The sequence below is a fragment of the Vibrio sp. Vb339 genome, assembly GCF_902751245.1.
Lineage (GTDB): Bacteria > Pseudomonadota > Gammaproteobacteria > Enterobacterales > Vibrionaceae > Vibrio > Vibrio coralliirubri.
The window spans coordinates 14,751-37,275 of the sequence record NZ_CADDIS010000009.1; the positions used below are offsets into that span (position 1 = coordinate 14,751).

Consider the following 22,525-nt stretch of genomic DNA (forward strand, 5'->3'; position numbering starts at 1 on the left):
AGGTGAGGCTTTACGAGCTTTAGAGTAGTAATCCGAGAATTTGACGCTTTCTCAACTAAGAGATACTCACTAACAATATGAACAGAAAAATTAAGAGTAATTAACCCTTAGAGCAAAATAGTGATAAACATAGCGGACTCTCAAAAGAGTAAATCAATGAAAAAGTTCAATATGACCTCTTTTTGCGCATGACCAACTGCTACTCTTCAAAGCTTTACATGAGACTAGGGAATTATTCGGGTAGCTCTCCCTGACCACTGGATACACAGCCAGGTTGATGAAACCAACGTCAAGGTAAAAGGGAAATGGCATTATCTGTACCGAGCTATCAACAAGCAAGGCGATATACTGGATTACTATTTCTCCCATAAGCGCAGCTTATCAGTTCTTGAAGCGATGTCTGCGTCACTATCCAAAAGAATTACAGCCTCATACATTAAACATCGATAAGCATTCCTCCCATGCCAATGCGATTGCCCGTCTGAAGAAGGCAGGGCGACTTCGAACAGATATCGATCAACAGCTAGTGAAGTATCTCAATAATGGTATTGAATCCGATCAGGCTCCCATCAAGAAACTCGTTGTAAGTACAGGCAGTTTAAAAATACGAAAGCGAGCCTGGTTAACCATTCAGGGATTCGAGTCTCTACGGATATTGAACAAAGGTCAGTTTGATTTCTGGTTACATCATGATGAGCGTAAAACTCTTGTAAAGGAGAGAGCCGCCTTCATGAGTCGTTTATTCAATGTTGAGGTCGTTTTCAACTAAAAATAGAAAGGTAAGTATTCGAAGTCCTCCTTCGAATATTTTTGCAACAAGCCCGCGGTAACAATAGCGCATGTCTTGATAACCTAAACGCGGTTTACAGTAAGTCAATTCATACGATGGTGGCCATTATACTCTTTTGGGATAAACTCAAGAGCTTCTGCAATACGTGTTAAATCTGGCTTATCACTCTTCACTTTGTTAAATGCTTCCTCAAGTCCCAGTACTACGCTTCCCTACTTCTAATTGCCCCTTAGATTAAGGAGTGACCTGCATCCATACCATTACTTACGTTTAACTCATACAACCTCATTGCTAGGCTGAATCATTTTTACGTGCCATATAAACATCAGTTTAATTTATATAAATACAAAAATTAGACAATAGAGAAAATACATGTCTATATCTCTATTTTATGAAATATAAATCCTTAGCATAGTGCATTTGATTACCTTCATAATAACCTAATAACCTAATAACCTAATAACCTAATAACTTGGGACCTTTTAGCGCAGCATGTATATAAAAGTAAATAGGAATTGCTGGCATGTTGTTATCTAGTATTTTTTCAGCCTTCTGATAGAATTTATCTCTCTCAATTTTACTTTTAGCCTTTGTTGCCCTATTTAGGGTCGAGTCATATTCATTACTCCCCCAATGACCATAAATGTTTTTATTGGAAGTAAATGATGATAAAAACGTAGAAGGTTCATTGTAATCAGCTGCAAACCCATACCTACCTACTTCATAATTCCCTTCTTTCAGGCTTTCTAAATAACTCTTCCATTCTTCATTCAAAAGTAAAACTTTAACAGCTCCTCCTAAGTTCTGTTTCCATAAAGATGCAACTGCCACTGCAATTTTCTTATGGGCTTCACTCGTATTGTAAGATAAAGTAAACACTAGAGGATTATCTTTATTAAAACCAGCCTCGTCGAGAAGTTCTCGAGCTTTTGCATTCTTATCTTTTTGGCTTAATGACTGCCAATCTACGACGACAGATTTATAATTGCTTACTGCGGGAGGCACATAGGAATAAGCTGATATTTGTCCTTCGCCGAGCACGCGTCTAGTAATAATATCTCGATCAAGAGAATAAGATAGAGCCTTTCTTACTCTCACATCATCAAATGGTTTTTTACTTGTATTTAAAAGATAGTAATAGGTAGCAAGAATTGATTCGTTAACTAGCTTACTTGGCATCTCTTGCTTAATTTTTTCATAAAGAGCGAGAGGAATACCTAGTGTAAGATTAATTTCCCCAGCTCTAAAACGGTTATATTCAGAATTCGAACTTTCTAATGGTAAATAACTAACAGAATTAATAACTGTATGTTCATCATCCCAATATTGACTATTTCGTACCGAAACTAATCGTTCATTGACTACCCATGATTTGAGTTTAAAGGGACCATTTACCACAATATGTTCAGGCTTCGTCCAAGCATTACCATACTTTTCAACAACTTTTTGTTTTAGCGGAAAGGTGACCGGATTCGTTAACATATATATAAAATAAGGCGTTGGGGTCGATAAATGTACAACCAACGTCTTGTTATCCACCGCCTCTACACCTAGTGTATCGATAGGTAACTCATTATTAGAGATCCGCTTAGCATTAACGATATGAGCATCACCTAAATACCAAGAATTACTTGCAGCTGTTTTTGGGTCGACCAACCTCTGCCATGCATAAACAACATCTTGAGCTTTTATTAGCGAACCATCAGACCATTTCGCATCCCGTAAATAAAACGTATATGTCAGTTGGTCATCAGAAACCTCCCAGCTTTTCGCTAATGCGGGAACAATCTCACCAGACATCCCTTCCGATACTAGTCCTTCAAATAAATCGCAAGCAATACGTTGGCCAACACTTTCAGAGACAAGCGTAGGATCAATAGAAACTGGCTCAGAGCCGTTCCCTACAGTCAAATCTTGTTCTATGGCAAGCTGTGTCCCTTCAGGTACATGAGCTGCAAAAGATGAACATGCATAAATACTTAATACTGATGCTATCAGTAGTTTCTTCATCATGCTCTTCCCTTTTTCAATGTGTTTGTTTTCATCGTTCAAAACGGCTCCATTGCAAAGCTTTAGGAGATCCAGTTAATCAGGGATGAAGAATAGACTAAAAGTTAAATAGCCTTTCTGTCAGACACATTTTTCCTGCAATAGTTCGGACAGGCCTTTAATGCGAGTATCACTAGGATGTAAGCCGTATCTCTATCCGTATGACAAGATTAAAGGATGATTACACAACTTAATACAACGCAAGGCTTTGCTAAGAAAACGTTTAGCGGCTTTTGCATTACGAGTCGGTAACAAATAGAAATCCAGTCCCTCTCTCTGCACAGATATAGATTTCATCAATCAGCCATGAAGAAGTCCACCCTAACTTCCAATACCAGTGCAAGCGTTTTTCTATTTCAAGCCCTTCTGACCCCATCGATAGAATGTGGTGTAATCGACTTAGATGCCTCGTTCTTCGAGCATTTCATCGAGCTAACGGTAACGAATACATACTTACAGTACCAACGAACAGCCCAACCAGAAAAGTGACGGCCTTTGAAATCATGCACTCTATACTTCCGCACAGATTTTAGAAAAGCGACACCCCCTGGCCGAGTGCTCTCAAAAATGCTCAGGTTAAATATATTGGCGTAATTGTGAACGAGCTAGATTGTGATATTACGCAGACGCTGCACAACCCAAAATTAGACACAATGGCTTTGAGGGGAAACGAGCGCACTAAAAACAAAACAGGCGCTCAACTAACAATTATTAGATAACATTAAACAAATCTAGGTAACATCATTTTCATTACTACTTTCTTCATCTTCAAAGTTAAAGTGCTCTAATAGCTGAATAATTTCTTCTTTTTTCAAGCCAAGCTTTTTATGCCTGAACTCTTGGATAAGTTCATTCGCTCTATGTTGAGAATCTTGGTCATGTAGTTGCTCCTCCTCGTTGGTTTTGTGCTCTGTTGGAACAAATGCATCTAATTCTCCGCCTTTGCGCAGATGGTTAAGTATCTTTTTAATAGCTGACTCAAGATTACTTTCTGCTTCAGGTCTATTTTCAGGTGGGCATTCAGTTTCATCAAGAATCTGAGAGGCAATTTTTTTAGCCGAAACGAGTTTTTTATGACTGAAATACTTCTCACTTATTGCTTTAATGTCTTCGTCAATCTCTTTAATTGCAGGATCATCAATCTCTAACTCATAAATCGCCTTTAAGCGTTTCATACTTATTGCAAAGCTTTCAATTATTGATAGAGAACGACTAAGAATAAAGCCTATTGGTACAATTGCAGCAGCACCCATATAGAGGTCAATTACTAGGCTTCCATTTCTAGCTCCAAGCACTTTAAACTCATTAGGAGAGACACCAAGGGAAACCCCAATACTATGTATAATGGTATTCCATTCTTTAGATTTAGTTTCTAAATCTTTTAGATTGTTGATCTGCACTCCTTCTTTAAAAATGATGCTAAATCTCGCTTGGTCTTCAAGGTATTGCGCTTCTTCGATTAATTTTGCATACGGTGTCATTGATTGAGCTACAGCGTTAATTGCTGTCTTCGCTTGAGTAAGAGCAGAGTGTGCTTTTTTAACTTCTGAAGCTAAATATGCTAAATCATGCACTTCGTTCTTGAAGATAGACTCTAGATAATTGTATGCGTCGATACCCATGAATTTATCTGTATCATGTAAGGATAAACATGTTATTTGATCATTGGAAAGCTCAGACAAGGAAAGTTTTTTTATGGCATCAAGAGCAAGATTTTTTTCTGCAGTAAATGGCAAGATCGATGCGATTTGACGATGGTTTGGATTACGAGCGGCAATATTGCCATTTAGTATGTCCTGTAAAGCGGCAAGTTTTTGAATAGGGCTGAATAAAGATTCTTTGTCATTAAACCACTTGGACAAAGAAATCATTTCGGAAAAAAGCATTATTTCACCTAAGTGCAGATAATTTGAAGTTATACGTGACCTTACCAAAACATTTTTTGATGTAAAAAGCTTATTTCATCAACATTTTATAATTGAGATTAGTGTCATGCTGCACCCGATATATGAGTCGCCACGGTTTTGTCGCGAAGTTAAAGAGATGCAGCTGGAAAACAGATAGGTACTAAAGATCAAAACGTCCTTTGAACGGTTCTACGCACTCGCAGTATCATAGTATCTGTAAAATAGCTCAATCACGCCTTTACTACATTTGCGACAGAGCCCAAAAGCATATTGCTCTCCTCTATAGCTAGGCTAAACAAACACAAAGATACTTTCTTGATAAAACTGAACAACTCATATCGTAGATACAGGATATACCATTCTTGTATTATCAATATACGTGCTATTAAGGAAAATAGATTTTAAAAATAAAAAGGATCAAGAGAAAAACTGAAAAGATTTAGCTTGAAGCTGAGTGCTCTTAGTTGTCTGCCATAAACAAAACCTATAATTGTGAGAGAGCAGTAGAAAATACAAAGCCTCGAATGAACTATAAATTCAAACGAGGCCAAGTAGAATTTTCAACAACAAGAGGTTAGCCTCTTTATCATTAGGAAGCAATGATAAAATACTCAAAAATAAAACCGCCATAACGAGATTAGTATCAATTTGTGACGTGTATAGCAAGAACACTCACACCAACTGTCTCACCTGCGGCGTTATCTATGAAACAATGGTGAGTACTAAAACCTATCGAACATCAAAAAGGATTTTAAATTGATGTTCAACTTGGCACGTAAAAAAGGAGAAAACCTAAAAACGAGGTTGTACGATTTAAATTATCAAGCCAACTACACAAAACAGGCCTGAGCCGAAAAACTCTAAAGCTTACTGGTAAACCTTGACATAATAAAAAGATCATAGTTTTAACCATAAATGAAAATAAATTATCCCACTTTCAATGCCACCCAATTGGAACGAGCCCCGGAACTTATCGACTCGATAAATCAGCACGAACTTTTTCTTGCTGAAATGCAATAGTGAAATTCAGAAACACACTAAGCGCATATATTTGCGCATTAGAATCAATACATTTAACTTAAGACCGCTTAAATGTATTGATTCAGACGAGAGCTGACATCCTAATTTGAAAACTAAATTAAACGGGACTTTGGTAAGGTGATGATAAATGTCAGGCCCCGCCCTTGAGAACTCACATTAATTGTTCCCCGATGCAGAGCTATAATGCGCTCAACAATGGCCATCCCTAGCCCTGTACCTTGGACTTTATTCTGCATTTCCCGACCACGAAAAAAACGTTCAAAGAGCCGGTCCATATCTATCTGACTCATTCCCCGACCACTATCGGCAATCACAACCTGTACATACTCTTCATGCTCACTAACTTCAGCCCAAATTCGGGTTCCCTCTCCAGAGTAGCGAATTGCGTTGTCCATCAGATTTCGAAACAAACAGTTAAGGAAAACCTCATTCCCTTGAATGACATAGGTTTCCTCATTTGTTTCTAATGTAATGTTTTGTTGCTGATTCAATGCAAGGGGCACCAGTACAGCAATCACGCTGCGCAATATTTGCGCAATATCAACTGTTTGGCTTAAATCAACAATCAACCCACTCTCTACTTTTGCCAATGTCAGCAGCTGCTCAATGGTTCGCTCAGAGCGAGTGATAGTCTGCTCAATCTGCTTGAGGTCATGGTCTTTCTCCTTAGCATTCTGAGTTTCAAGGGCATTCTGCGCATTAAGCTTTATGATTGTCAGGGGTGTTCGCAGTTCATGTGCAGCATCTTGATTAAATCGTTTTTCTCTTTGCCAAGCGGCATTAACTTGATCAAACAGGTAGTTTAAACGATTAACTAAACTATACAGCTCAGTTGGTACATCTGTAATATTGAGTGGGGAAAGGTTATTAATCGACTTATCCGACACTTCCTTTTCCAAACGGCTGATCGGTGCAAAAAAATGATAAGTAAAGAGCACCAAGAGCAAACATAAGAATGGCGTTACCACTAGCATGGGTACGATAGCAGGGATAGCAATCTTATTTTCGACTTCGCTGCGCAGGTGCTTATCTTCCCCTAGCCAGAGCCACATTAAGCCACCCGTTTTCTGTTGCGTTAGCTGCATGGTCACACCACGCCACATACGGGATTGGTCCTGAATATCGTTCAAGCCGGGGTGACGCATCATATTTAAATCTACAGGTGGCGCATTCGGAGAACTACCTAAAACCTCCCCTTGAGAATCAAGCAAAATAAAAGCGAAATTATCCTTAAACAGCTTAGCGCGTGACCATTTCTCTAGCTTGTCTTTGGAGGATATAATACTAGTGATGTTAGCGAAAACGGTTTCTGGGACTATGTTTCGGTCTCCACCAATCACAAAGGGCTCGGTCAGTAGCAACACCTTTAAAAAACTCTCACTGAGCTCCTGCAGTCGTGCGTCATCGACATCGGTAATTGCCTGACGAGTATTCCAATAGACCCAAATGGTAGAGGCGCTAATAACCACGAGGCAAAGTAGCACACTCGTCAATGCAACACGAAGCTTAACAGAATTCAGTCTCATATTAGTTTTGGATAATGTACCCGACTCCTCGAATATTTTCTATGATACCTTTCGGCATTTTTTTGCGCAGATTATGAATATGCACCTCAATAGAATTAAGTCCGGCGCTTTCATCCCAACCGTGCATATTTTGTAGTATCTGAGCCCTACTTAACACTCGGCCGGCATTCGTCATCAAATAGAGGAGGATTTTGAATTCATTCGGCGTCAGGTTAATACATTCACCAGCAACCGCAACTTTGTGTGAGTTCATCGATACGGAGACCCCCCTCACCACTATAGTGTCATCAGTCATACCCACAGATCGACGAATTAGCGCCTTCATACGCGCGAGTAGTTCTTCCAGCTGGAAAGGCTTAACAAGATAATCGTCTGCACCATGATTGAGCCCATAAACACGGTCATTGAGTTCGTCACGGGCACTGAGAATCAAAACGGGCGTACTATCCCCTTTACTCCGGAGTTCTTTAAGTACTTTCAAACCACTTATACCCGGCAAAGAAATATCAAGAATGACCAGTTGGAAGCTATCCGTTTGCAGTGCATGAAGAGCATTTTCACCTGATGTGACCCAATCTGCGATATAGTGGTGTCTGGCAAGGGAGGCCGTCATCGCATTACCAAGCATAAGGTCATCTTCAACTAATAATACGCGCATGTTATCTACCTCTGTTCTGTGTATAGTGCCCCATTCAACTGTGAGGTAAGAGGTCACTGGCGATGGTTTTTATTCACTGAATCTCGCTACTTTCAATCTATCCGTGCCAGTCTTCAGAACTTTTGGGAGATCATAGAAATCAACCATAGAACTCATCTAAACTAAAAAGCATTTAATAAACGTCTAAATATTTCATTTTTGGCCCTAACCGTGCCAACTAAAAGTTCAAAAACTATTAGATTATATTAATCTTGTTGAGCATCCTAAGTACATAAATTTATGCTCATACTTCCATCGTGTTTCACCAAAGAGAACGATTATTGAGAAAGAAAGGTGATGACGTAATCAGACTGTATAGTGTAATGACACTCCACTTCACGAAAACCCAACTCCGCCACCAACGAAGGCGATAAGTTCAGCCATATGCGCTGTTTGTATGGGTCAACACATTTAACCTGAGCACATTCAAAGCCGAAATACTCACCAATATAGGGATAAATCGCTTTGAACAGACTCTCTTTGGCGGAGAAGATGATTGTGGTGATGATATCGTTACTAAACGGCAGTGACGCCAGACGCTGCCACTCCCATACAGAACAAACGGAGCTGGATATCTCACGCACCACTTTGGTCGCTAACACTTTCTCAATATCCATTCCGATGTAGCGCCTGATGTTCTGAATAGCAGGAAGCACTGCGCATGTAGCAATATCATCGCAATGGGTAATCGTACCTAAAATTCCATCTGGCCATGTTGGGCAACGATTTGCTCCAACCCCGACCTGAACTCCGTTAGCAACCAGTCCTCCGCAAGCAGATATCGCCTGTCTGGCCGCATAACGACCCGCCAGAAACTCGGCTCGTCTAGAACTTACCGCGCGGCCAAGTCCATCAGGACATTGAATCCTTAACTTCTTGAACAAGGTGTCGTGATAGAGGCTTTGGTTAAACTGACACACAAAGACACTCGCGCCATTGATAAGAAACCTTTGCTCCTTGTTGAGAAACCGACCGCTTGTTTGCTCAGATAGATCACGCGCTCCCACTATGGCGTCAATGTCAGGAAATAATGTCGCCATAATTACTGCCTCGTATCCACAGTAACAACCGCAGATAACCCATTGTCGACCTGAACCGAATCATTGAACACAATCTTAACCGGTACACGTTGCACCACTTTGGTAAAGTTGCCCGTCGCGTTATCTGGTGGTAGCAAAGCAAAGGTAGCGCCTGTGGCTGGCGATATACTGTCGATTCGTGCTGAGAAGGTCTTCCCTGGGTAGGCATCAATGGTGACATCAACAGGCTGCCCTTTGTGCATGCGAGACTTTTGCGTTTCTTTAAAATTCGCCAGAATCCACGGAGTGCGATCAGAGACTATGCTCACCACAGATTGCCCCGGTTGCACCATCATACCGACTTGCAGGTTACGATTGCTGATCACGCCATCTATTGGAGCCACAATTCGGGTGTAACCCAATTCTAGCTTCGCCTGCGACAAACTGGCTGTGGCTTGCTTGACCATAGCGTCAGCCTGCTCTATTTCACTTTCCAGTACTGAGAGCTTGTCTAGTTGCGTTTTCAGGCTGGCCTTTGCCTCAAGATACGCAGCTTCATCAACTTTATAGGAAGACGCGCCGTTATCACGTTCGCCTTTAGACACATAGTTTTGCTTCTCTAGAGCCTGCAAACGCTTGTATTGCTGAAGTGAGTATTGATATTTGGCCTTCGCCGATGTCACCTTGCTCTGGTACTCTTCGATAGCACTTTTCTGCATCTTGTACGCCGCGTCCGCGTTCGACTGTTCCGCCTGACTTTGCGCCAAGGTCGCTTCAGCGAGCTGCTCTTTAATCAAGAACTCACGATCATCCAGCTGCGCCAGTAAATCGCCTTTTTTGACCTTCTGATTGTCCTTAATATTAATTTTTATCACTTCCGCGTTAATGCGAGAACTGACGTTAGTAATGTCCGTTTGAACATAGGCATTTTCGGTGGTCTGGAAAAAACGCCAGTAGTAATACCAATAGGCATCTCCAGCCGAAACCAGCAACATCAATGGAATCAAAATCTTTATTATTTTTTTCATAGCACAACCAACCAATCAAAAAAGCAAAGAGCATTAAACTTGACCAAGTTGTTTATCGGTATGTTTGCCAACCTTTCGACACCATTTCACGAAATTTGAGTTGACCAATTTTCCAGTGCACTTGGCCGTGAAAAGTGAAAGAGAGATAACATCGAGATATCCACACAGCTCGGGCAAACGGGCTCCAATCCCCTCGACAAAACGATCAAATTTGTAATTGCAGCAATATTTTTGCCGACCTGATATTTAAGGCTGTTACTTTCGACGACCTTACCCATGTTTTCTCCCTGAATCACTCGACCCAACTTAATCAACTCTGCACATAAAGTATTTTTATTCGGGCATGGTCGCGCATATGGGTCCATAGAAAACCCTGTGTATGAAAGTAAAAACTCACCCTGTTTTACTCACCGAACAGCTGGTTGGCGGAGCGGAAATTGCTAGTTGTCGTAGCTCCTTGCAGGTCGCTATCAAGCACATTTGATGTTTATGCGCTTGCCTCCGATGACCAGCGAAAGCCAGGCCAATAAAAGCTGAAAGCAATCATTGCTAATGTCAACGGCCAAGCACCAATGAAAACAAAATAATCAGCGTAATCCGGCATATCACGGGAAAACTTAATCACGAGCAGCGCTTTTACTGCGTAAACGAGAACCCAAACCAAAGAAATCTCCTGCCAAACTTGAGCGTATTTTAGAGAACCATAGACGGGCAACTGCATCAAACGAGGGAGCGCATTTTCCGCCAGCGTACGAACGACTGGGCGCCCAATGATAGAGTAGAACCCGAACACGACAATGACAGATAGAGACCCTCCCACCGAAAGAAAAACGCTTTCTTGATCAATCTCGAACAAGGTGTAACCGTGCAGGTAAAGATAGTGAGTAGTGCCCGAGACCAGAATCAAAGCAATGATGGACAGAGAACCACTTCGTTTGCTAAACAACTCCAGCAATGCGGAGTAACACGCGGTAACGATCAACGCCGCTCCCGCCCCTCCCCCCCAAAAAGTCAGGTTGTAAATAAGAATAGGAACTATGATAGTCATTCTTGCTTCCGAAGACAGCAGATAGCTCCAGACGCTCATCGATGTTTTATCACTCATGCGGTTTCCTCTTTTTTCAGTCGAAGTTGAAAATCACGGTTTGAGCACAATACCATGATTGCAGTGGCGAGCATCATGATCCCCATAATCATAAATAGATCGTTAAAGGCCATTATTTGTGATTGAATTGTTATCCTTTTACCTAAAACACTCACTGCAGTTTGTTGGACATTTGTGCTACCAGAAGGCAATCCCAGATTGACCAACAAACTCTTTACCTCACCCAAATAGTTATAAAACTGCTGACTCCCAGCCAGTAAGGTGGACTTGATTGAATCAAGATGAAAGTCATTCCTAATAGTGAAATAAGTAGACAGCATCGCAGTACCCATTGAACCGCCCAAACTGCGAAATACGTTGATTAACACTGCAGATGAGGCAGCATCCTGCGCTTTAATATTCTGAGTCGCCAATATGGAGAGCGGCACCATAATAAACGGCTGGCCTAACGCGCGAACCAACATCGATGCGATCATCTGCGGTCCGGCAAAATCAGCATTCATGTGGCTGTCCATAAAGGCACTGATGGCCAAGCCAACGAAACCGATAAAGATAAGATACTTAGGATTGTAGCGACGGATGAGAAATGGGATCATCGGCAGAATAACGAGCTGAGGTAACCCCATCCAGATGACAACATGACCAATTTCTGTCGCGTTATAATCGTGAATCATAGTCAAATAATACGGCACCAAAAACAATGTACCGTAGATAGCAGACCCCAACATGGCAAAAATGATTAACACATAGGAATACTGAAACCCCTTAAATAAATCAATATTAATCAATGGGTTACGATGAACCACTTGATCGTAGACAAAAATAACCAAGCTAATGGTAGAGAGTGTTGCTAGTACACAAATCATGCGTGAGTCAAACCAGTTTTCATCGCCGCCTTTTTCCAGAATGACTTCCAGCGTACCGAGAAACATCATCACCGATACAACGCCAACAAAGTCGCCGTGACGAATGATTGCCCAGTTAATGATGGGGTGCTTCATTGAACGTTGAATCAAAGCCCACGCTACCACTGACGGTAACACATTGACGTAAAAGATCGCATGCCATGAGAAGTGCTCCGTGAGCCAGCCACCAATCGCCGGCCCTATCGCCGGTGCAAATGTGGCGATAATACTAAATAATGACATCCCCATCGGTCGCTTTTCTAGCGGCAAGACTTCAATGATCAACCGAAAAGACAACGGGATCAACGCCCCTCCACAAAAACCCTGCAGAGCGCGAAAGACAATCATCGAGTCAAGATCCCAAGTCATCGAACAAAGAAAAGACGAGCCAAGAAAACCGCCAATACACCATAAAGCGTAGCGGCCTGTTCCCAGTGCTTTGGATAGCCAGCCACAAAGTGGGATCGCGACAATCTCAGCTGTAAAATACGAGGTCATCAGCCAAGACGCATCATCCAGAGACGCTGACAGTGCCCCCTGAATAACTTTCATGGAGGAGTTCGTGATCTGGATATCCAGAATCGCCATAAAACCACCGATGAGACCACCAATGATGACCCACCACTCCTTCCTTGAAACAACAACTTCGTTTTCTGGTCTCGAAGGTGCAATCGTAGTCAATATAATACCTCCTGTAGACGGGGCGCCAAGTCACCAATGTGGGGCGCATTCATCATGGAGATATGGTCGCCCTTTGCGGGGACAATGATCAAAGGCTGCTCGCTGTATGCCTGCCAGCCCAAACCAGGCTTTTTAAGTAGCGTACGGCCAATTAAGACCTCTTCTGCTTCCGCAACCACTATAGGACCAGAATAGAGCTGCCCCTGGTACTCATCTGTCGCATTCATATGAGCCTGAAGAATGTCAAGAAAGTGCTGGAAGTCCTCAGCACTGATGTTATCCGGCACCAAATTCGCTTTACGAAAACCCGTTAGAAATACCTGCGTTCTTTCCGCTTGTGACATCTTCGCCAATTGCAGGCCCGTTGTATCAAAAGACATTCCGGTAAACAACTCTACCTTGTGAGCAAAGTAAGCGAGACGCTCATGCTTATCCATACTGGCACTGTTATCGACGTTCACTTGAGGGGCTGGTTGATCGAAAACCAAAACCTTTGGCTGTTTTCCTGTCAATGTCTGGATCTGACACGCCATCTCAAAAGCAATGGTTCCCCCCAGTGACCAACCACCGATAACTAAATCAGAACGTTCCATCAGATCCCCAATGTGCTTCACGTAGTGCTCAGCTAACGTCGTCACTTGACGGTTATAATCAGCCACCCCCTGAAAATCAACGATCTGGACACCGTAAACCGGATATTCTTTGTTCAGCCCCTTCACCAACTCATCGTAACAAAGCACATTACCGCCCGCAGGGTGAATCAGCAGTAAGGTCGACTTGTGTTGCGGACTCCCCTGATTAAGCATCACAATCGAAGAGCCATATTCAGCACCATCAGATACCTGTTCGATCAATTTATCGAGTCGAGAAACACTGCTATTTTTCAATATCTGACCTAGGGTCAAGGTAGTAGAAAACGTTTTGTTCACATCAATTAACAGTTTCAACGCACTGATGGAATTTCCCCCAAGATTGAAGAATTCGTCATCAATACCGATCTGCTCGGTATTTAAAGCTTGTTGAAACAACATCAGCAAGCGAGCTTGCGTTTGATTTTTCGGATACACAGAAGCTAACGTCTGTACATTTAACTTAGCCACTGGCAACGCCTGATAATTAATTTTTCCGCTCGCGGTGATTGGCATTGAGTCGAGCCACACCCAAACTTCTGGTTGCATATAAACGGGTAATTGCTGCCTCAGCGCAGCCCTAATCTCTTCCTGAATGCCAATTTCACTGGCCACAACATAAGCGACCAAACGGTTGGTTTCTTCTTTTTTCTGCTGAACAACCGCCGCGCATTCGACATTAGCAATCAACCCTAAAGCCTGCTCAACCTCGGCGAGTTCAACTCGATAACCACGCACTTTGACCTGACGGTCCAAGCGACCAATATATTCAAGATTTCCATCCGCTAACAGGCGGCCTTTATCGCCGGTGCGATACAGATACTCTCCCGGCAAATAAGGGTGGGGAACAAAGTGACGCTGAGTTTGCTCATCAAGACCAAGGTACCCAGAAGCCAGCTGCGCTCCACCAATACAAATTTCACCGGGTACGCCCGCAGGAAGCAGTTGTTGGTGAGCATCAAGAACCAGTACATGACTACCATCGATAGCCTGACCAATAGGCGCAACCTGATAACCAAAATCCGCGATGTTCTCGGGAATCGTCAATGTCGTCACGCCCACCGTGCACTCGGTTGGACCATAGTGATTGACGATCTGGCAGCTTGGTTTCAGCGCTTTGACTTTCTCGATCAGGGAAATAGGTAAACGCTCGCCACCAAGTACCAGTGTGTGCTCAGGAAGCAGGTGCTGCGCATTCGGGACGTTCAACAAAGTGGACAAATGTGTCGGCGTAATTTTCATGCAATCAAGAGGTTTGTCTTTCATATAGCCGGCGAGTTTTTCAGGGCTTTCCAGCAACCCATTAGTCACTATCTCCAGCTCGCCTTGCCCGACCAACGCGGGGAATAACATGGTATGAGCCAGGTCTGTGGAGAAGGAAGACATTAAACCATAACGCGCTCTGTGACTTTGTTTGAGTACCGGAGCAATCGCTCGGCAGTAATGGCTAAGTTGAGAGTGGTGAACATACACACCTTTGGGGACCCCTGTACTGCCAGAGGTATAAATAATATACGCAGGTCCATCGCCAAGATGATCTTGTTGATTGGTACGTATTAGTGAGGTGTTACTCTTTTCTATATTCAGAATGTCTACCCAATTTAGTGAAGATTGTATAGCCAGTGCTTTTAAAGCAATGGGGACTTCACCTACGAGTAAAACACGCTTAACTTTAGCATCATTTAAGATGAAGTCGATTTTGGACTCTGGCAGATTGATGTCGATGGGAAGGTAGCAACCACCCGCCTTTAGAATCGCTAACATCGCGACCACGCTATGTTCGCTTTTTTCCATTATCATCGCGACAGGCTCACCATAAATCACACCTTGAGAGATCAATTGCGTAGCCAATTGACTGGCGCGTTCATTCAGATCGGTATAACTAAGCTCACGACCTTCACAACGCACGGCCACGTTTTCAGGGCAAACTAGCGCCTGTTTCTCAAATTGGTGATGAACCGGCAACCATTGACCTCCCTCTGTGGGTAAGCACATTTTAAGCAGAGACTGACGCTCATCTTCAGTCACCAATGACAATGCTTTAATCGACTGCTGTGGGTGCTCTACCAATGCGATTAATATGGTGTGTAGATCACGCAGCATTCTCTGCACGGTGGCGCGTTCAAAAAGCGCTGTGCTGTAGTTGAATGTGCATAACAAACCGTCACCATCTTCCTCGACCCATAGGTTAAGATCCAACTTAGACACACCATAATCCACTTTGAGTGGCGAATAGCTAAACAAGGTATTGGTTCGTGAGTGGGGGTAAACCTGATAAGTCAGAACCGCCTGATAAAGCGGGTTAACATGTGTAGTTCGCGGATAGTCGACGACATCCAGAATGCAATTAAACGGCACGTTCTGATAAGCAATAGCCTCTTCACTTTCTGTTTTCGCGGCTTCAACCACAGCCAAAAGAGGCGAATCATCATTGAGATTAAAGCGCAGTGGTAGCGTGTTCATGAACAGCCCCATCATTCCCTGCGTCCGGGCGTCACTACGATTGGCAAAAGGCACACCAATCACAATGTCGTTCTGGTTGCTGTGTTTGTACAGAAGTAACTGGTAAGCCGCCAGCATCAGGTGAAAGATAGTAGCACCCTGTTTTGCTGCGCAAGACTGAAGCTGATAACAGAAGTCAGCGTAAAGTGGATGGCTGACATAACCTCCCTCAAAAGTAAGTGTATCCGGACGAGGGTGGTCGGTTGCAAGCTCCAGTACACCTTGAAAACCATTGAGCTTATCGCGCCAGTAGTTGAGACCCTGTTCATACTCTCCTTTTTCAAGCCGGAGGCTCTCCTTTAAGGCGTAATCGGTAAATTGTGCTGAATGATCTACCGCCTGGCCAAAATAGGTAGTCATGAATTCTTTGAAGCATAAACTCACTGTCCAACCATCCGAAACAATATGATGGAAGGTCAGCATGATGATGTATTCACCCGGCTGAGTTTTTGTCATTCGCCAGCGAAACAGCGGGCCTCTAGTGAGCTCAAATTTCTTTCTGCCTTCTTCACGAGCAACTCGCATGACCCACAGATTTTTGTCCACTTCTGGCATGCTAGTAATGTCATCAAAGCTAAAATCAAAGCTGGACAGGTTATCGATACACTGGCAAGGTTCGCCATCGACTACTCGGATCGTGGTGCGGAATATGTCGTGACTATTAACCATTTTCGTCAGAGTTCGTTCGACTCTGCCAGGCTCAAACTCATGATCAATGTGGCAGGTGATCGCCAATGGGTTGTTATAGGCTATATTGTCTTCAAGGAACTGGCCCAGTGTCCAAATGCTCTTTTGCGCATTGGTGAGAGGAAATATTTTTCGTGTTGACTCCGTCATTGAAGAGCGTTTCTCTTCCATGAGATGCGCCTTTTTCTGTTTTTTCTCTCTGGCGAGCCTTTTCAGCTCTTCGAGCCCCATAGAGTTCAAAATCTGATTCGTTTTAGTAATCATAACCCTGCCCTTTACCGTTTGAAATATTTGGCTGCCTTTGCAGCAGATCGAAGATGATGAACGTCTAGGGCTCACGCCCGAGAGATGAGCTCTACTCACTCTGAAGAACAGATTCAAACGCTTCGATTATTAGGCCGGACAGCCCTCTTACTGTTTGATCCTGATAGAAGAGATCCACTCGAATATCGACTTCAAACTTGGCTGACACTTTTGACACAATTTGCACCGCCAGCAATGAATTACCGCCAAGCTCGACAAAATTATCATCAACACCAATACCTGAAATACCTAGAATCGACTGCCAAACTGCAATGACCTCTCTTTCAATATCATTTTCAGGAGCCACATACTCAACAGAAATTTCTGGACGGGCGTGCCCTTGGCTGACTTCCGCTTCCAGCTCAACCAGCAGCTCATCTTCCTGTTCAGGAATCGCTTCATAGATAAGCTGCCTCAGATCACTGGTCACCACGACGAGGTGCTCAAACTCAAGGTGTGCAAGCTGTCGTTTCAGCGCATCTAGGCCTTCGTAGTACAGAATGTCCTTGTCTGAAACATCGACGGCAACATCAGCTGTAACAGGCACTGACGTAGACGCAGCAACCTGATTCTCAGCTTTCATACGTACTAATGTGTAGTTCTCTAAAACCATCAACGGCTTGCTGTCAGTGGATAGGAAAGCTACATCCATAGTGATAATGCTATCTTCCGTCTGATACGGCTGTTTAAGCTTGATATGCGCGTAACAATCTCCATCTAGCGGTGCCAGATAACTGATTTTGCCGTAGCTGATTGGTAGATAATTGTTTGTCGAGAGCAGGTTGATACAACGAATAGATACCGAGTCAATTAGTGCAGGATGGTACGGGTACTGTTCAAAATCACTCTGAAACTGAGCATCGAGAGCATTATGAATCAACCACTCACCCTCGCCTTGCCATGCGCACTTAGAACCATTCCAACGCTCACTAAGCGACAGGAAAATTTCACCCGTTAAAGCATTGATGTAATCCTTGCCAGTTAAGTCGTCAGACAGTTTCTTAATACAGCGAGACTGAATCGCTTCAAGTGAATCTAGAGCAGCAAGGCTCTCCTCACTCTCTACACCACGGCCAAGATTGCCCAGTGCATGTTCGTCCCACTCGATGTCACAGACACCGCGGCTACGCAGGTTGAAGCTATAGCCCGATCCTTCACTGCGCACATATAGGCGCATTTCACGTGGCCATGCATTGTAGTAAATCGCTGGTTTAGTCAACAGCAAGTTATTAACCTGAAGCGCCTCTTGAGGCTTGAAATGACACATCAGGGTATGTAGCATCGACAGTATAGTGGTACCAACCAAAGTCGGATGATTCGACAGACTATGCTCGTTGATTACCCAATCATTCTGCACATCCAGATTGACTCGATATTCTTCTTCCATCCCTTTACGGCCGAGTAGCGTAAGCAGCCCTGTTTGTACTAGAGATACTTGGTTGGCTTTGTTTTTTTCATCTAACTCACGAGCCCACTGAACCGCCATGCCTACATCTCCCCACTTACCCCAGTTAATGGCGACAGTTCGACCTGTTCGATTCTGATTCCGGTAGCTGGCAAATACATCCATAAAGGCATTACCAGAACAATAATCAATTCGAGCTTCATCACCGATAATCGAACTGATGGATGAAAACAGCACCATGAAATCTAGCTGGCTGTCTCTGGTCAAGTCATCCAGAATCAGGCTACCAAGAATTTTCGGTTCCAGAACGCTGGCACAATCTTCATCAGACTTGAGCGGAATAATGCCACCACCTGCAATACCAGCAGTGTGGAAAATGCCATCAAAGCGATCATAACACTCAAACACTTCCGACATAGCCACATAATCACAAACGTCCACATTGACTAAGTCAATCGTATTACCTTGCTCTTCAAGGCGCAGGACACCTACCAATTTTTCGCTCATAGGATCATCGACTGGGTGATTCTGAATCCAGTCATTCCATTGTTCGCGTTCAGGCAGATTACTGCGATAAGTCAGAACAAGCGTTGCATTACTTATTTCCGAGATGTAACCAGCTACCAACATACCTAGGCCGCCCAATCCACCAGTGATGAGATAAACGCCATCATCTTTGAATTGCGCAGGTAACCCCGGCTCTTGCTTCTTTAAGTTGACCGCCTGATAGTCTTCCTCCCAACGGCATCCGCCTCGATACGCTACTAATTGGCCGTCGGTGCTGATATTACTTTCAGCAATCAAGCAACGTGCAGCTTGCTCTACAGTCCAATGAGCCGATTTATCCGCTAAATCTGCAGGCCAATCGATATCGACTAAATGACACTGAACCTCTGGATACTCATGATAAAACACACGCGCAGATCCTACTAACAATGCTTTCTCAGGCGCGTAAACTCGCTCCCCAGAGACACTGAAGATATTATTGGTCACCAACAACAGATGGAGATTATCCAATAAGTTCTCATTCACTAGTGCCTGTTGTAGGTACAACGGACTGTAGAAAGAATCCAACTGGTGTTCACGGCACAGTTCAAGATCAACATCGCCTTGTTCAGGAAAAAAGCTCCACAGATCGACAATGCGAACTGGATTCATCTTTTGAGCTCTGATTGCCTTAAACAGTCGGATGTAGTTTTCACGAGACGTGGGATCAATAACGAAACTCTTTACGCTATCGCTGGTGACGACATTCTCCTGATAGCAAACGCCTTTAAACACAGTTACGACCTGATGACCTGATGCCAAAAGCTGAGAATGCAGCTGATCAGCCACGCCATACTCGTCAGCGAAAACCACCCAACAATCATTTTTTTCTTGAATTTTTTTACTCGGCATGAAGTTAGCAGGAATGGTTCGCTTCCAAGCTGGCATATAGAACCAGTCACCGATATCAGTCTTCTTGCGTTTCAAATCTGCTTCTGCATTGCTGATTGATAGGCTCTCAGCATTACCTGTTTTCAGCTCAGGCAACTTGAATTCATTTCGCTCGAACGGGTAACCCGGCAAAGACAGGCGATGTCGGCGCTCATCACCATAATAAGATAACCAGTCAATTTTAACGCCATGAGCCCACAAAGTGCCCAGCATTGAGACGAAGTATTCACCGGACATCTCTGCTTCTTTCGCAGTGGGCAAAGACGCGAATATATCAACATTCAAACCATCTTCTTCACGGAAGTGTTGCTTAGCCGCGGACTCCAGAGAGCGACCAGGCCCCACTTCTAATGCCACGAAGCCATCCTGCTGATCTGCTATCAGGGTTTTGAATGCATGCGAGAACAACACAGGGTTCCTGACATGACGCACCCAGTAGTCGCTATCTTGTGCTAACTCATCGCTGATCCACTCGCCATTCACCGAAGAGACGAACGGAATCTGGGGAGCATTCAATTCAATGCCATCGATAACGTCTTTGAACGCTGGCAACATTGGATCCATCATGCTTGAGTGAAAACCATGTGACGTATCCAAGTGTTTGCAGAAAATGCCTTCTTCTTCTAGCTCATATTGGAACGCTTTTATCGCTTCAAGCTCACCAGCAACCACACAGAGTTCTGGGTAATTGACCGCTGCGATATCCAGTTCACTGTTTGATAAGCGCTCAATAAGATCAACTTCTTCCATCAGAACAGCTAGCATTGCGCCCGCTGACAGAGCCTGAACCAGTTTGCCACGAATCGCTACAGCTTTAAGTGCATCTTCCAGCGAGAACACACCTGATAAACATGCCGCCACGTACTCACCGACACTATGGCCAATCATCATATCGGGCTGGATACCCCATGACATCCAAAGCTGAGCTAAACTGTACTCAACAACGAACAACGCAGGCTGTGTGAATTGAGTTTCGTTAATGCGAGCCGCTGTTTGTTCATCTTGTGGGAAGATAATCTCACGCAGGTCCTGTTCAAGAATAGGCAACAGATATTCGCAGCACTTAGCCATCGCCTGCTTAAACACCGGATACGCCTGGTAAAGATCACGAGACATGTTAGGATATTGATTGCCCTGCCCTGGGAACATAAACACCATTGGCCGCTTCGATTTGTTTCCAGATACAATCAGAGAAGGCTTAACCAGCGCATCAATAATGGCCTGACGATCATTACCGACAACCGAGGTGGAAAATTCGAACTGTTTGCGACCGACCTGCATGGTGTACGCCACGTCCGCAACATTTGCATTTGGGTTATCTGTCACGTAACGAGCCAGACGCTGTTTCATCTCATTCAATGCCTTACGACTGCGAGCAGAGAACGGAATCATGAGTGGCGAATTATGTGCATCCCCCGGTTGGACCTCTGGTGCCGTTTCGAGAATCACACAAGCATTGGTACCTCCGACACCAAAGGAGTTGACCAACGCATTGTTTGGCTTATCCAGCTGTTTAAACGCCGTCAGTTCGGTGTTCATTACGAACGGGCTGGTTTCAAACTCGATGTTTGGATTCGGCTCAGCATAATGCAGCGAGGCTGGCAGCTGTCCGGATTCTAGTGCCATTGAAGCTTTGATCAGGCTGGCAACTCCCGAAGCAGCATCGGTGTGGCCGATGTTAGTTTTAACCGAGCCTAAGCGACAGAACTGTTCTTTATCTGTGAAGTGACGGAAGGTTTGCGACAATGACAAAAATTCAATCGGGTCACCTAACGCTGTTGCCGTGCCATGCGCTTCGACAAAGCGAATGTTTTCTACATCAATATCGGCGTTGGAAATCGCCTGTTTTTCAACTTCAACCTGTCCTTCAATGCCTGGCGCGGTGAATCCAGCTTTGAGACTACCATCATTGTTGATCGCACCACCTTTGATCACGGCGTAGATGTGATCGCCATCTTTGACTGCGTCTTTAATACGTTTGAGCAGCACAGTCCCAACTCCGCGGCTAAATACCGTACCGTTAGCACGACTATCAAACGCGTAACAGCGTCCCTCCGCAGACTCCATACCGCCCTGCATGTATTTGTAGCCACGGCGCTCCGGCGTATCAATAGATACACCACCGGCAACCACGAGGTCACTCTCGTAACTTAACAAACTGTTAATCCCCATTACCACAGCCACCATTGCGGTTGAACATGCCGTCTGCACATTCACACTTGGTCCTTTTAAATTCAGCTTATAGGAGACTCGCGTCGTGACATAATCTTTATCATTATTCGTCACGACTGACGCACCACTGGCAAACTGACTGGCACCCGGATGAGAATAAACTTTGTTCAAATGCCACGCCGTACCTGTACCGCCAAAAACCCCAACTTTTCCTGGATAATTCGAGGGCACGTATCCCGCGTCTTCAAAAGTATGCCAACTGCTTTCTAAAAACGCACGATGTTGAGGATCCATGATTTCCGCATCACGAGGGGTAATATCAAAAAAGTGCGCATCAAAATATTGTGCGTTACCGAGAATGCCTCGGCGGGGAATATAATTGGGAGAGGCAATCAATTCTTCATCGACACCTGATTCGCGAAGCTCTTGCTCACTAAATGTTGTAATGGTTTCCAGCCCTTCTACGAGATTCTTCCAGAACGTCGTGATGTCTTCTGCACCAGGGAACCGGCCTGACATGCCAATAATAGCTATATCTTTATCGCGCAGTGTTGCTTGGTCTTTCATATGCTACCTCACGGGTTGTATGTCATATTTATTGGTACTTATTTAAAGAAAAAGGGACCTCTCCTTTGAAAATAA

Annotated in this window: 11 protein-coding genes and 3 pseudogenes; 2 read left to right on the forward strand and 12 right to left on the reverse strand. The window is 43.9% G+C overall.

The window, feature by feature from the left end:
- Positions 1-270: 270 nt before the first annotated feature.
- Positions 271-769 (forward strand): annotated as a pseudogene (locus tag HRQ85_RS23565) (DDE-type integrase/transposase/recombinase); the annotation flags it as partial.
- A 477-nt stretch (positions 770-1,246) separates the two neighbouring features.
- On the opposite strand, the gene HRQ85_RS23570 reads toward HRQ85_RS23565, so the two are convergent.
- The 3 genes and pseudogenes from HRQ85_RS23570 to HRQ85_RS23575 form a co-directional block, all read right to left on the reverse strand.
- Positions 1,247-2,842 carry a peptide ABC transporter substrate-binding protein gene (locus HRQ85_RS23570; RefSeq protein WP_253918874.1) on the reverse strand — a complete coding sequence of 532 codons (1,596 nt, stop codon included), beginning with the start codon at positions 2,840-2,842 and terminating at the stop codon, positions 1,247-1,249.
- 159 nt (positions 2,843-3,001) lie between these two features.
- A pseudogene (locus HRQ85_RS26280) lies at positions 3,002-3,348 on the reverse strand (IS6 family transposase); the annotation flags it as partial.
- 222 nt (positions 3,349-3,570) lie between these two features.
- Entirely contained in the window at positions 3,571-4,725 is a 1,155-nt protein-coding gene (locus HRQ85_RS23575; RefSeq protein ID WP_172380722.1) for a hypothetical protein, read from the reverse strand.
- Positions 4,726-5,475: 750 nt separating this feature from the next.
- Between HRQ85_RS23575 and HRQ85_RS26505 the strand changes: the two are divergent.
- Positions 5,476-5,766, forward strand: a pseudogene (locus HRQ85_RS26505) (DUF2913 family protein); the annotation flags it as partial.
- A 113-nt stretch (positions 5,767-5,879) separates the two neighbouring features.
- Here HRQ85_RS26505 and HRQ85_RS23580 read toward each other — a convergent pair.
- The 9 genes from HRQ85_RS23580 to HRQ85_RS23620 all read right to left on the reverse strand — a co-directional run bounded on the left by HRQ85_RS23580 (position 5,880) and on the right by HRQ85_RS23620 (position 22,450).
- Positions 5,880-7,313, reverse strand: coding sequence for a sensor histidine kinase (locus HRQ85_RS23580; protein ID WP_172380723.1), 1,434 nt, complete (start codon positions 7,311-7,313; stop codon positions 5,880-5,882).
- Position 7,314: 1 nt separating this feature from the next.
- Entirely contained in the window at positions 7,315-7,971 is a 657-nt protein-coding gene (locus HRQ85_RS23585; RefSeq protein WP_172380724.1) for a response regulator transcription factor, read from the reverse strand.
- A 317-nt stretch (positions 7,972-8,288) separates the two neighbouring features.
- The gene (locus tag HRQ85_RS23590; RefSeq protein WP_172380725.1) at positions 8,289-9,050 is read right to left on the reverse strand and encodes a 4'-phosphopantetheinyl transferase family protein; all 762 of its coding nucleotides are present in this window, start codon (positions 9,048-9,050) and stop codon (positions 8,289-8,291) included.
- Positions 9,051-9,052: 2 nt separating this feature from the next.
- Positions 9,053-10,057, reverse strand: a complete 1,005-nt coding sequence (locus HRQ85_RS23595) for an HlyD family secretion protein (RefSeq protein WP_172380726.1) — start codon at positions 10,055-10,057, stop codon at positions 9,053-9,055.
- A gap of 86 nt (positions 10,058-10,143) precedes the next feature.
- Positions 10,144-10,422 carry a hypothetical protein gene (locus HRQ85_RS23600; protein WP_253918875.1) on the reverse strand — a complete coding sequence of 93 codons (279 nt, stop codon included), beginning with the start codon at positions 10,420-10,422 and terminating at the stop codon, positions 10,144-10,146.
- Between the two features lie 122 nt (positions 10,423-10,544).
- On the reverse strand, positions 10,545-11,162 hold the full coding sequence (locus HRQ85_RS23605) for a hypothetical protein (RefSeq protein ID WP_172380727.1): 618 nt from the start codon (positions 11,160-11,162) through the stop codon (positions 10,545-10,547).
- Positions 11,159-12,748, reverse strand: coding sequence for an MDR family MFS transporter (locus HRQ85_RS23610; RefSeq protein WP_172380728.1), 1,590 nt, complete (start codon positions 12,746-12,748; stop codon positions 11,159-11,161). The genes HRQ85_RS23605 and HRQ85_RS23610 overlap by 4 nt, the downstream gene beginning before the upstream one ends.
- Positions 12,745-16,830 (reverse strand): non-ribosomal peptide synthetase, encoded by a 4,086-nt coding sequence (locus HRQ85_RS23615; protein ID WP_172380729.1) that lies wholly within the window; start codon positions 16,828-16,830, stop codon positions 12,745-12,747. The genes HRQ85_RS23610 and HRQ85_RS23615 overlap by 4 nt, the downstream gene beginning before the upstream one ends.
- Positions 16,831-16,921: 91 nt before the next feature.
- Positions 16,922-22,450, reverse strand: coding sequence for a type I polyketide synthase (locus tag HRQ85_RS23620; protein WP_172380730.1), 5,529 nt, complete (start codon positions 22,448-22,450; stop codon positions 16,922-16,924).
- Positions 22,451-22,525: the final 75 nt, after the last annotated feature.